Source organism: Tabrizicola sp. BL-A-41-H6, assembly GCF_050632395.1.
Lineage (GTDB): Bacteria > Pseudomonadota > Alphaproteobacteria > Rhodobacterales > Rhodobacteraceae > JAUYQR01.
Genome location: NZ_CP192600.1, coordinates 1,734,658 through 1,746,452, shown reverse-complemented (window position 1 = coordinate 1,746,452; position 11,795 = coordinate 1,734,658). Strand labels below are relative to the sequence as shown.

The window sequence follows — 11,795 nt, the reverse complement described above, 5'->3', positions numbered from 1 at the left end:
GAGTCATCCCGCCTTCCGGCGCGGCGTGGCGGTTCTTTGGTCGTTCTTCTTGCCTGCGACCTTGGCGCTTTCGCGCAGCGCGGCCAGAAGATTCACCTTCGTTTCCCGCTTCGGCTCGGGCCTCTTCGCGATCTTGCGACCTTCCAGCTTGGCTTTCACAAGCTCGGCCAACGCCGAGTCATAGCGATCATCGAAGGTGGAGGGATCAAACGACCCGCGCTTCGTTTCGATGATATGTCGCGCCAGATCAAGCATTTCACCTGTGATCTTCACGTCAACGACCTCGGCGAAGGCTTCGTCAGCCGCCTTGACCTCGTGGTCGAAATTCAGCGTCGTGCCGATCAGCCCCGACCCATGCGCCCGGATCAGCATCGTCCGCACCCGGCGGAACAGAACCGCACGCGCAATGGCTGCCACGCCCTGCGCCCGCAGGCCGTCGCGGATCAGCACAAAGGCATCCGCAGCCGCAGCGTCAGAGGGTGCAAGGTAGTAGGGCTTGTCGAAGAACACGTCGTCGATCTGGCCGCAGGGCACAAAACTTGTAACATCCAGCACCTTGTCGCTTTCAGGCACGGCAGCGGCGATCTCGTCCGGGGTCAGCAGCACATGCTCGCCGCCCCCAAGTTCGTAGCCCTTGATCTGGTCCTGCCGCTCGACCACATCGCCGGTTTCCGCGTCCACGAACTCGCGCCGAACTTTGTTGCCAGTGGCCCGGTTCACCATGTGGAAGGCGACCCGGTCCGACGTCGATGCCGCCGTGTAAAGCGCGACCGGACAGAGCAGTTCCGCTATCTTCAGCGTCCCTTTCCAACTTGCCCGAGATGCCATGCCTCACCGCCGTTCAAGCCCGCCCAGCTTTGTCAACCGGGCTGCGGCGCAATTGGTTCCGCGACCGGTCGCATTGGCTTTGCAGCAGCAACCAGTGGCTGATCGGGAATTCGTGCCCACATTGCCCCCGGCCAACCGGATCAGAAGGGTGTTGGCGTCGCAATTACCCGGTCGATTGCCTGCAATGTACGGGCGCTCGCGCCGCTGTGTTCGGACAGGAACACGGAAATCTTGTCCGACAGATCCACAGGCGGCTCGCGCAGGGCGGCAAGCAGCGCCGCTCCGTCTGGCACCCTGCGCGCGATACCAGCCAACTCAGCCTCAACGAAGGGATACTCGATGGTCCAGATGTGGGGACCGGTCAGCACCGGCTTGCCCAGCATCAGGGGTTCGATGATGTTGTGCGCGCCGCGCGGGTTGAAACCGCCGCCGACAATCACCCGGTTACCAAGGGCGAGGTAGAAGAACATCTCGCCAAGGCTGTCTCCCAGCAGCACGTCCACCGGGCCAAGCGGCGTCGGCGCAGTCAGATCGGCGGCCAGCGCTTCACTGCGCCGGGAAACCTGCAACCCAGCGGCACCCAGTTGAGCGGCAACCGCACCGAACCGTTCGGGTGCCCGTGGCACATAGACAAACAGCGGGGCCGGCCGGGTGTCGGCCTTCGCGGCATCCCTGCTTTGCCTGATCACGCTGAGGAAAAGCTCTTCCTCGACCTGAACGCCGCTTGCGATCGTGATCACCTCCCGGTCGGGCCCAAGGGTCGCGCGCAGGGTTTCCGCCGCGCGCACCTGTTGCGCCGGAACCGGCTGATCAAAGCGCAATTCGCCGGTCACAATCACGTTCTTCAACCCGGTAGAGGCGAACCGCTCTGCCTGCAGGCGGGATTTCACAAAGGCTCCTGCCAAGCCACGGATCACCCGCTGACGCAGCCGCAACCCGGCGCTGTCACGCGCAAGGGACCGGGTACCGTAGATCCCGTTGCACAGGTAGAGCGGCACCCCTGCGGCACGGGCTGCAAAGATCATCGCGGGCCATATCTCCACTTCCAGGGTCAGGCCGATGCGCGGCTTGCACGCTTTCAGGAAACGGCGATAGCACCACGCCATGTCGAACGGCACCCAGGCGACGGTGACCTGGCCAGAGGCGATCTCGGGCCCGAAAAGCCGAGCGGACTCGCGTCGTCCGGCAGGGGTGAAGTGGGTCAGCAGGACCTTGTCGCCCCGCGCCAGCAGCGCCCGGATCAGCCCAGTTGCCGAGCGGATTTCGCCAAGGCTTACCGCATGCAGCCAGATCGCGCCCTTTGGCAACTCACGGTCGTAAAAGCCGAACCGCTCGGCCAGATGGGTGCGATAGTCCGGGTCGCGGCGCCCACGGTGCCACAGATAGACCAGCACCACAGGCAGAAGTACGACCCACAAGGCCCGGTAAAGGATGAGGAATACCTGCAGTATCACCGCGACCCATCCATCAACCGAAGCAGCCTTTCCGCCAGGCCGTCGACCTCCAGCCGCGCGGCCTGCACCAGCGAACAGGCGCCATCGCCGCCACCCTGCCCAGCGCTGTGTGCAACCTCGTCGGCAAGCCTCCCGGCAGCCTCGTCGACGGGCTGTATCTGGCGTGCCAGGCCGAGTGCTGCAAGCTCGGCATAATCGATGCGAAAATTAGCGGTGTCGGGCCCGCTGAACACCGGCACTCCAAGACAGATCGCCTCCCACGGATTATGCCCACCGCCGCCGCCAAATGACCCGCCAACAAACGCGCTTTCGGCCAGCCTGTACCACAGCCCCAGCTCGCCAAAACTGTCGGCAAGAAGAACGCTTGTGTCCCGCCCGATCGCCCCGCCACGGCTGCGCTGCACAAAGGAAAGCCCTGCCGCCGCCAGCGCCGCCGCGATTTCGCCAGTGCGGGCTGGCAGGCGCGGCGTCAGGATCAACAGCCAAGCCGGGTCTGCGTCTTGCAGACGCTGCTGCGCCCCGATCACCACCGCCTCATCGGCAGCATGGGTCGACGCGGCCACCCACACCCGCCGACCGGCAAGCTGATGTCGCAGACGGGCAAGTTCGCCCTCATCCACGCGCAAAGGCTGCGCGGCGGGTTTGAGCGAACGCATCTCCGTCACCGTCGCGGCCCCCAGCTGGCGCAGATGCGCAGCGCTTTCCGCGTCCTGCGCAAACACCAGGTCGAACCGGCCAAGCATGTCGCGATAAAGCCCCGCCAACCTTGCGCGTTTGGCAAAGGACGCGGCGTTCATCCGCGCGTTGACATAGGCAAGGGGGATGCCCCGGTCCGCCGTATCCGAAACCGCACCGGGCCAAAGATCCTGTTCGGACCAGACCGACAGGGCGGGCCGCCAGTGATCCAGAAACCGTCGCATGAAATCCGGGCCGTCCAGCGGCAACATCTGATGCAGCGCGCCCGGCGGCAGGTTGCGCGCGATCACCTGCGCCGAAGATCTTGCGGTCGAGGTGACAAGCACCGCCAGACCGGGGCGCGCAGCCTTCAGCGCGTCGATCAAGGGGCGCAGCGCCAGAACTTCGCCCAACCCGACAGCGTGGACCCAGACAAGCTGGCCATCGGGGCGCGGCAGTGTCGGCTGGCCCAGCTTTTCACCAGCGCGGGCCGTGTCTTCCTTGCCCTGCGTGATCCGCCGTTTTAGCACCGCGCGCATCACCGGCTGCAGCACCCGTCGCGCCGCGCCGTACAGCAGTGTCACAGGGCCCCTGCCCGTCATACGGCAACCGCCCTTGACCAGGCCAGCCGGTCATCAAAAGCCTTCGGGCGGGGCGGCAGATCATTGATGCCAGGCCGCAGTTTCGGGGCTGACGCGCGGGAGTCAATGTCCACGTCGATCGCCTCCTTCCGGTCTGACTTGCGTGCTGCTGATACCAATTGGGTGCCGCGAGGTCTAGAACCATATCGGCACGCACGGGGTCCGTGCTAGGCCAATCGCGGCACTCGCTGGACGAGTTTGATCAGGCCAGACGGCGACGAGCCGAGCTGTCAGCTCGCAGCCCCGCGTCGCTTGCCGCTAATGGGGATAGCGCAACCCCGCTTCGGTCACCACCGCGTCCATCGCGATATCGTGCGGCAGCGGAAATATCGTATCGACCTGCGCTGCCTCCAGCCCAACCCCAATCACAAACGGTCGGGGTGAAAGCGCGGCCAAGGTGCGGTCAAAGTAACCACCGCCATACCCAAGCCGGAACCCTGCAGCATCCCACCCGACCACAGGCGCAAGGCTCACGTCAGGAATGATTTCGGGACCGTCGGCAGGGATGGGGATCTTCCAGAAACCCTGCACCATCCTGCACTCGGGCGTCCATCGTCGGAAACCAAGTGGAGCACCCGGCAGCAGCACAACCGGCAACGCGACCGTCGCGCCCCGCCCCACAAGATCGGCGAGCCAGTGTCTCAGGTTCAGTTCGGCCTTGATAGGCCACCAGGCCGAAATGATCAGGTGTTCCAGCGGCCCTGCCCTTGCCCGGATCAACGCCTCCAAATGCGGCGTGATCAGCTCGGCTGCAGTCTGGCGCAGGGCAGCCGACAGGGCCGCGCGTTCCTCCAGCAGGCGTGCCCGTTCTGCCTTGCGCCACTGCGCCACGTCGCGCGGATCATGTGACTCCTCCGCTGCGGTCGAGACCACAGGAGGCAACTTGTCTGGACCTGTTTTCATTGATCGCTCCTATCAGGGGCGCGCCGCCGCAACGCCCCGTGAGGTCACCTTGAACCCGAAGGCCGGCTTGTTCGACGCTATTTGATGTCTCATGCATCGTTGCATCATCAGCGTCGCCATCGTCCGTCGTTTTGCTGCTGAACTCGATACTGCCGCAGTAACTTGGGCACATGGCCAGTTCTCCGTATCCCAGTCCCACATCGGTGGGGCGTGAATGCACGTGTCAGTGGCGACGTAGGCCGCAGATCATCGAAGCGCCACTCGACAAAGCCATTTCTCCTATCGCGGCGGTAATGCTAAGGCTCTTGCGAAGAGGAGCGGTAAGGTCATCACGGCCTGATCCTCTACGCTCGGTATGCAATACGGGCCTGACGATCAGGCCTGTCGCGTTTCGGGCACAGCCCGGATGGCGTCGTCCGGCGCTGCCGCCACACCGCCGGGGCGAGGACGGCAACGGACAGCAGTAGCCCGGAAAGTGCGATGAAAATCGCCGGAAACCCCACATGTTCTGCCATCAGGCCGATCATCGACGGCGCAACCAGCATCCCGCCATAACCGATGAACGATACAGCCGCGATGGCCCCGCCGGGGTTCGCTCCTCCGTGGCGCCCCGCTGCCGAGAACAGGATCGGCACGATGTTCGCCAATCCGATACCGCTCAGCGCAAATCCCGCGAGGACAAGCGTGGTCGAGGGCGCAAGTGCGGCCAGCGTCATTCCCACTGCAGCGATGCCCCCCGACGCGCGCAGAAGCGGCACTGCGCCAACCCGGTTGCGCACCGCGTCGCCGCAGAACCGCATCGCCGCCATGCAGGCAGAGAACAAGGCAAAGGCCAGTCCAGACACCGACACCCCCGCTCCGTGGTCCGACGACAGGTAAAGCGCGCTCCAGTCCAGCACGGCGCTTTCAGGTACGAAGGAGAAAAGCGCCATCAGCCCGATAAGGTAGATCGTCCATCCTTGTCGCCACAGTCCGGGTACGGCTCCGGCGGCCGTGACCTCGGCACTCACCGGCGCGCCAAATAGCCGGGACCAAGTGAGGGCCACGACGACAAGGGAAATCGCCGATACCGCCAGAGCATGGCCGACGGTGCCGAGCGCCGCTATCCCCGGCCCGCCAAGGGCACCGCCCAGAAACCCGCCGACACTCCAGAACCCGTGGGTCGAAGACAGGATCGCACGCCCTGTCGCCTGCTCCAGCTCATAGGCATTCGCGTTGGTCGCCACGTCCATCATGGCAACGCTGGCCCCCATCGCCGCCATGGCGACGGCGAGTGACGCCAAGTCCGGCGCGAGCACGGCCGCAGGCAGCGCCAAGGTGCAGCAAACCGCAGTGCCAAGGACCATCGCTCGCGACCCGTGGCGGGCCATCAGCCGCCCCGAAAGGCACATCGCCACCATCGCTCCGATGCCCATTCCCAAAATCAGAAGACCAAGCACAGATTCAGTTATGCCGTGCCGCGAAAGCAACAAGGGGATCTGCGGCGCCCAAGACCCGAGGATGGCTCCGTTCAGCAGAAACAGCGCGGAAATGGCGATCCGCCCTTGGCGTGCAATGACGAGGTCAAGCGTCATGAAAAATCCAATAGGGATAAAAGACAGTCCCCAAAAAGACCGGGGCTCAATCGCAAGGTCGCCTGAAACTGCCCCCTGAACAAGTTTTTTCTCTTATGGGTTGTAACCGTTGGGAGTCCCGCTCGATCGTCTGTTTGAAGCCGCCTTGACCAATCGGTCGTGCGACGACTATCGCCCTCAAGAAGCGGCTTGAATGGGCCACAGCACCCGCACTTAGCGAACGTCCGCTCATGGCCGCTTGCGCCGGTCCAAACAATACAACGCTACGGACGCAAAGCAGTCGGAAGCTGGTCAGGCACATACGGAGTTGATAGCTGCAAACCCGCTTGTCCGGCAGTCTGCGCCTACAGAACCCTAAGCGACCGGCGAACAGGTGGCGTACGCCCCAAGCCAATAGTTCTGCATCGGCACAATCTATATATTGAAGCACGGGGCAATCGGCGTTACGCAGACCCGCGGCTCCGCAGCAAGTAAAGATAGTTTCATGGTCGGCACACCGACGTCCATCGTTGTTCCCTGTCGGAACGAAGCCAGCAATATCATTCCGCTCATCGAAGGCATTGCGCGCAGCATGTCTTCGACCGGCCTGTTCGAGATAATCGTCGTCGACGATGGTTCTGACGACGGCATGGCTGCGGTTCTTCACGGCGCCCGGCAAGACTGGCCGATGTTGCGGGTGTTGCGGCATGACCGGTCCGGCGGACAGTCGGCGGCCATCCATTCAGGCGTGATGGCAGCGCGATACGACCTGATCTGTACGTTGGACGGCGACGGACAGAACCCACCCGAGGAACTGCCGCGCCTGCTCGCACCCTTTCTCGCATCCGGGTCCGAGACGCTGGGTCTGGTGGCCGGGCAACGCGTTGGCCGCAAGGACACGATGGCACGCCGCCTCGCCTCGCGCTTTGCGAACAGCCTGCGGTCCTGGGTGCTGCAGGACGGAACGCGTGACACTGGCTGCGGCCTAAAGATCTTTCGACGCGATGCCTTCCTTGCGCTCCCTTATTTTGACCACATGCACCGCTATCTGCCAGCGCTCTTTGCGCGGGATGGCTGGCGGATCGCGCATGTCGACGTGACGCACCGGCCGCGTGGCGGGGGCAGGTCGCATTACTCGAACCTGCAGCGCGGGATTGTCGGGATCTTCGACCTGATGGGCGTTGCCTGGCTGTTGCGGCGCGGCAAGAAAGCCCGCCCCACCGAAGTCCTCCGGCGCCCTGACGCTGAAACAGAAAGACACCCATGACCTGGCTGATGGATGCCCTCCACGTGAACAGCAGAACCGAGCTCGCCTGGGTCATCTTCGGGCTTTGCGCCCAGTTGATGTTCACCGCCCGCTTCCTCGTGCAGTGGATCGCCTCGGAACGTGCGCGGTCGTCGGTGATGCCGGTGGCCTTCTGGTACTTCTCGTTGATTGGTGGGTTCATGCTTCTGGCCTATGCGCTGTACCGCAAGGACCCGGTCTTCGTGCTGGGCCAGACGCTGGGCGTGGTCATCTATTCCCGAAACCTGTGGCTGATCCATGCCAGCCGCAAGCCCTGAGCCCAGTACGGCAGCTTGGGTCCGGGTGCCAGCTTTCAGGCCGGGGATCGGGGCGCCGTGGATCTGGCGCACACCGCGGGCAAAGCCATTCCCGACCCTCTCGGCCATGCAGCGCCTGGGCAACGACCAGCATCTCCGGTCCGGCGCCGACCTGCCGGATGTGGCCTTTGGCATCGCCTTGGCTTGGGTGCCGAAACTGCGCTGGCCTCGCCTTTTACCTCCCAGCTTCTCAGGATCCCCCGCATGACGCCATTGTTCGGACAGCACGCATCGGCCCGCAGCGTGGGGCTTCTGGCACTGGGGCTGGCAATCGGCTGCGCCGTCCTGCTGCCGCTGATGCGGCCGGTGCTGCCGGTGGACGAGACCCGCTATCTCTCGGTCGCCTGGGAGATGCAGCGCGACGGTACCTTCATTGTCCCTCACCTGAACGGCGAGATTTATGGCCACAAGCCGCCGCTTTTGTTCTGGCTGATCAACCTGGTCTGGTCGGTAACCGGCGTCAGCGACTTTGCCGGCCGCCTCGTGGCACCGGCCTTCGGAGTGCTGAGCGTGGCGCTGACCTGGTGGCTGGGCTTGGCGCTCTTCCCTAATCGCCGGACGCTGGGGCCGACGGCGGCGCTGATCCTGGCCACGACGGGAATCTTCGCGCTTTACGGCTCGCTGACGATGTTCGACACCATGCTCGCTTCGGCCACCCTGCTTGGGGTGCTGGCGCTTTTGCGCATGGATGCGGGCGGGCGCTGGACGGCCACGTTGGCCTTTGGTGCGGCGCTTGCCTTCGGAGTGCTGGCGAAAGGGCCGGTGATCCTTGTGCACTTGATGCCGCTTGCGCTCACCCGCCCGCTCTGGTCGCTGGCCGATACGCCGGGCCGTCCGGCTGCCTGGTATACTCGCGTCGCCGCCGCTATCGGCATGGCGCTGGTGCTTCTGTCGCTGTGGCTGATTCCCGCGTTGTGGCTAGGCGGGCCGGAATACCGCGAAGAGGTGCTCTGGCGGCAAAGCGCGGGCCGGATGGTCAACGCGTTCGACCATGCACGGCCGTTCTGGTTCTTCCTCGCAGTGCTGCCGGTGCTTCTGTGGCCCTGGGCGTGGCGCCCTTCTGCCCTGCGAAGCCTCCGCTCGGCGGGCCTCTGGCGCGACCATCGCGCGCGGCTGCTGGCGATCTGGGGGCTTAGCACGATCGTCCTTTTCTCTCTGATCTCGGGCAAGCAGGTGCATTACCTGATACCAGCCCTTCCCGCCGCCGCGCTGGCAATGGCCGCTGCCCCCGCGCCGCAGCGGGGCTGGGGGCCGGTCGTTGCGGCCCTTGCCGTCATCCTGCCGGTGATGGTCTGGGCCACCCTCCTGTCCACCGGATCGGCGCAGTTGGACGGGGTCGAGGTGGTGACGCTGGGCCCCGCGACACTGGCCGTTGCGGCTGCCATCGCGCTGGCCGGGGTGGCCACTATTCTGGTCGCAACCCGCCGCGCCCCGCTGCTGGGCTGGGCGCTGGTGGCGCCTGTGGCACTGCTGGTCACCCATGTCAGCCTGCGCCCAGCGCTTATGGAACATTTCGACACCACCCGCTTCGCCGCCGAACTGGCCCGCGCGCCCGACACCGGGGTGGCCATCGCCGCCTATCCCTACCAAGGCGAGTTTGGCTTCACGGCCCGGCTGACCGCCCCGATCACGGTTTTGGCTGACAACGAGCTGGAGCCGTGGATCAACGCTCACCCCGGCGGATTGGTCGTCACCACCCGCGACCTACCCCTCGCCATCTCGCCGTCCGGCGAAGCATGGCTCGCTGGCAAGAGGCTCCGGCTGTTCCGCCTGCCGTAACGGGGAAAAGTCGAGGGAAAGAGCATCACTGATAGCCGCACGCATCGGAGCGGTGGCGCGTATCCCCTGAACAACAAGGCCAGCTTCGGGTTTCAGCTCCGCAGGCCTCGGTGCGACAGTGGTGGCAAAAGGACCGCAGGAACATTCAGTAATGATTGGCTCGACACGCATTGCATGATCGACCCGCTGACGTCGCAGTATCCGGGGAGTTCGCTCTGAATGCGGCGCTGGGGTCGACGAACGCAAACCTTGTCGTGAGCTAAATGGTGACAATGAAGTTTGACCTTTAGAACAAGGTTTAAACGGCCCTGGCGCCGACTAGACGCGGACATTCGGGCATCTCCCGAGCACGTTGATGGTACCGGCGGAAGGGCGCTGCAGCCCCACGATACTTCGCAGCAGGACCGACTTGCCGCTGCCCGAGGCACCGACCACGCCAAGCACCTCGCCCCGGCGCACCTCAAGGTCAAGCCCATGATGCACGGTGGTCTTGCCAAACCGATTGGTCAGCTTCCGCACCGTGATGACCGCGCTATCCATCAAACCCCCCAAACGGAAAAGAAGATCGAAGCCAATGCATCAACGACAATGACGAGGAAGATTGCCACCAGGACTGACCGCGAAGTTCGACTGCCAAGAGAGTCGGTGTTTCCAGCGACCTTAAGGCCCTGATAGCAGCCCACCGCGCCGATGATTATCGCAAAAACCGGCGCCTTAGACAGCCCGACCAGCGCGTGCGTCACCGATGTGTTGGCCGCAAGCTGCGTCCGAAACATCGCAGGCGAAATGCCAAGGTCGATCCAGGCCATGAGTGCCCCACCCAGAAGACCGGCCATGTTGGCCACGAAACCAAGGACGGGCAGCAGGAGCAAAAGCGCAAAGACGCGCATGGCGTCGATCTCTTCGCGCATCTTCATCGAGCCGATGGCTGCGGTGAAGGCCGATGCGGATCGACCGGCTACAATGATGGCCGTCAGCAGGATGCCAAGTTCGCGCAGCATCGAGATCGAGATGAGATCAATCACATAGATTTCTGCGCCGAACTGTTCCAGCTGCGATGCCCCCTGGAACGCGAGGACGATCCCGATCAGGAAACCCATCAGCGCGACGATGGGCACGGCGTTGAGGCCGGCCTCCTTCATGTGGTGCACGAGTGCAGTCACGCGCAGGCGCGAGGGATGAAGAACTGTCGTCGCCATTTTGGTAAGAACAAGCCCGAGGAAGCCTACGGCATCGGCAATCCCGACGGAGAACACCGAGACCGCTGTGCCAAGGTCCACCAGCATGTCGCCGGCTTTGTGGTGCGGAAGGCGGCGGCGGCGCTTACGGGGCAGTGGCATGGCATCGGTGACGGTCTGCAAAAGCAGGCTTTGAGCCTCGGTTGCGTTGTCGATCGCGACAGTGCGCCCTTCGGCTTTCTGCGCTGCTTGGAAGGACGCGATGGCCCACGCCCCGGCAGTATCAAGCCAGGTAACCGAGGAGAGGTCGATTATTCCCGCTCCGGATTGGCTTTTGAGAAAATCTCTTTGCTGGTCCAGATTGTTTAACGTGAAGGCGCCGACAAGGTTGGCACGGGCTGCATTCGGAGCATCACCGTTTGCCAGGGAAACTTATCGCCCTCGCGTATCCGGCGCGGTCATCTGAAAGTCTGTCACAGTCTGTGCGGTTCCTGATCATCGGGACTCATCCATTTGGTGTGGCCACCAGGCCGAACGAATGTCCCAAGCCGCCGCACGTGCTCGCTCACTGCACGCCGGGCCAGAAAGTTCGCTCGGTATAAAGAATGAACCGCTTAGAGGGTTCCCGATGAAAACGTGGTCACGAACCGCGCTTGGCTAGCAATGTCTGGTTACAACCGTTAGCTATGCAACGGGGATTGCGAAGCTGATCCGAAATGAGGCTCTGTCGCGATTTCGATCCGTCCCCGCCACCTATGTTCGACTAAAGTCTGAATGAGGATCGACCCGAACCCAGCTGCGGCGGCGGGTCGCAAGGTCCGGAGATCGACAAGCTGCATCTGGACGAAGAGTACCTCACCTTGCACCCAAGCGCGCGACCAGTACGCATTCCAGCTGATGGGTTGGTGGAAGGCATACCCCGCAACGAGGTGACCGTGTCACGCGAGCAGTTGTTGAGCGTAGAGATCAAGGGACGCTCGTACTCGCGCAACGTCACGACTGACTCTGCAGACCTAGTGCTGGCAGAGCATTGGGAGATCGCAGGTCTGGGTCATGCCTGGTCCGGCGGCTCACGCAGTGGCAGTTACACCGATCCCACCGGACCCGATCCCAGCGCCGAGATGATCCGCTTTTTCCTTGTGTAGCTCACGGGAAGGTGTCGAAGGGCGTGTGGCGTTCCAC

11 protein-coding genes and 1 pseudogene are annotated in these 11,795 nt (G+C 63.7%); 5 read left to right on the top strand and 7 right to left on the bottom strand.

The genetic code is table 11. The annotated features are described in order from the left end of the window. Positions 1-3: 3 nt before the first annotated feature. The 5 genes from ACROUL_RS08695 to ACROUL_RS08675 form a co-directional block, all read right to left on the bottom strand. Positions 4-828 carry a Ku protein gene (locus ACROUL_RS08695; protein ID WP_431299106.1) on the bottom strand — a complete coding sequence of 275 codons (825 nt, stop codon included), beginning with the start codon at positions 826-828 and terminating at the stop codon, positions 4-6. 140 nt (positions 829-968) lie between these two features. Further along, entirely contained in the window at positions 969-2,282 is a 1,314-nt protein-coding gene (locus ACROUL_RS08690) for a 3-deoxy-D-manno-octulosonic acid transferase (RefSeq protein WP_431299105.1), read from the bottom strand. Continuing rightward, positions 2,279-3,541 carry a 3-deoxy-D-manno-octulosonic acid transferase gene (locus ACROUL_RS08685; RefSeq protein WP_431299104.1) on the bottom strand — a complete coding sequence of 421 codons (1,263 nt, stop codon included), beginning with the start codon at positions 3,539-3,541 and terminating at the stop codon, positions 2,279-2,281. Before ACROUL_RS08685 ends, ACROUL_RS08690 begins: the two co-directional genes overlap by 4 nt. A 315-nt stretch (positions 3,542-3,856) precedes the next feature. After that, positions 3,857-4,501, bottom strand: a complete 645-nt coding sequence (locus ACROUL_RS08680; RefSeq protein WP_431299103.1) for a 5-formyltetrahydrofolate cyclo-ligase — start codon at positions 4,499-4,501, stop codon at positions 3,857-3,859. 344 nt (positions 4,502-4,845) lie between these two features. Then, positions 4,846-6,075, bottom strand: coding sequence for an MFS transporter (locus ACROUL_RS08675; protein WP_431299102.1), 1,230 nt, complete (start codon positions 6,073-6,075; stop codon positions 4,846-4,848). A 484-nt stretch (positions 6,076-6,559) separates the two neighbouring features. On the opposite strand from ACROUL_RS08675, the gene ACROUL_RS08670 reads away from it, so the two are divergent. The 3 genes from ACROUL_RS08670 (at position 6,560) to ACROUL_RS08660 (ending at position 9,435) form a co-directional block, all read left to right on the top strand. Then, a complete protein-coding gene (locus ACROUL_RS08670; RefSeq protein WP_431299101.1) occupies positions 6,560-7,321 on the top strand; it encodes a glycosyltransferase family 2 protein in 762 nt (253 codons plus the stop codon). Then, on the top strand, positions 7,318-7,617 hold the full coding sequence (locus ACROUL_RS08665) for a lipid-A-disaccharide synthase N-terminal domain-containing protein (RefSeq protein WP_431299100.1): 300 nt from the start codon (positions 7,318-7,320) through the stop codon (positions 7,615-7,617). Before ACROUL_RS08670 ends, ACROUL_RS08665 begins: the two co-directional genes overlap by 4 nt. A 243-nt stretch (positions 7,618-7,860) precedes the next feature. Beyond that, positions 7,861-9,435, top strand: coding sequence for an ArnT family glycosyltransferase (locus ACROUL_RS08660; protein ID WP_431299099.1), 1,575 nt, complete (start codon positions 7,861-7,863; stop codon positions 9,433-9,435). Between the two features lie 342 nt (positions 9,436-9,777). Here ACROUL_RS08660 and ACROUL_RS08655 read toward each other — a convergent pair. Both ACROUL_RS08655 and ACROUL_RS08650 read right to left on the bottom strand, forming a co-directional pair. After that, a pseudogene (locus ACROUL_RS08655) lies at positions 9,778-9,975 on the bottom strand (ATP-binding cassette domain-containing protein); the annotation flags it as partial. Continuing rightward, positions 9,975-10,598 (bottom strand): MlaE family ABC transporter permease, encoded by a 624-nt coding sequence (locus ACROUL_RS08650; protein ID WP_431299098.1) that lies wholly within the window; start codon positions 10,596-10,598, stop codon positions 9,975-9,977. The pseudogene ACROUL_RS08655 and the gene ACROUL_RS08650, both read right to left, overlap by 1 nt. 15 nt (positions 10,599-10,613) lie before the next feature. Between ACROUL_RS08650 and ACROUL_RS08645 the strand changes: the two genes are divergently transcribed. Beyond that, positions 10,614-10,982 carry a hypothetical protein gene (locus tag ACROUL_RS08645; protein WP_431299097.1) on the top strand — a complete coding sequence of 123 codons (369 nt, stop codon included), beginning with the start codon at positions 10,614-10,616 and terminating at the stop codon, positions 10,980-10,982. Positions 10,983-11,518: 536 nt separating this feature from the next. Beyond that, entirely contained in the window at positions 11,519-11,758 is a 240-nt protein-coding gene (locus ACROUL_RS08640) for a hypothetical protein (RefSeq protein WP_431299096.1), read from the top strand. Positions 11,759-11,795: the final 37 nt, after the last annotated feature.

Excerpts from the sequence above, each read along its gene's own strand:
- ACROUL_RS08665 (WP_431299100.1), top strand. The coding sequence starts at position 7,318 with ATGACCTGGCTGATGGATGCCCTCCACGTGAACAGCAGAACCGAGCTC.
- ACROUL_RS08675 (WP_431299102.1), bottom strand. The coding sequence starts at position 6,075 with ATGACGCTTGACCTCGTCATTGCACGCCAAGGGCGGATCGCCATTTCC.
- ACROUL_RS08695 (WP_431299106.1), bottom strand. The coding sequence starts at position 828 with ATGGCATCTCGGGCAAGTTGGAAAGGGACGCTGAAGATAGCGGAACTG.
- ACROUL_RS08680 (WP_431299103.1), bottom strand. The coding sequence starts at position 4,501 with ATGAAAACAGGTCCAGACAAGTTGCCTCCTGTGGTCTCGACCGCAGCG.
- ACROUL_RS08670 (WP_431299101.1), top strand. The coding sequence starts at position 6,560 with ATGGTCGGCACACCGACGTCCATCGTTGTTCCCTGTCGGAACGAAGCC.
- ACROUL_RS08645 (WP_431299097.1), top strand. The coding sequence starts at position 10,614 with ATGAAGAACTGTCGTCGCCATTTTGGTAAGAACAAGCCCGAGGAAGCC.
- ACROUL_RS08660 (WP_431299099.1), top strand. The coding sequence starts at position 7,861 with ATGACGCCATTGTTCGGACAGCACGCATCGGCCCGCAGCGTGGGGCTT.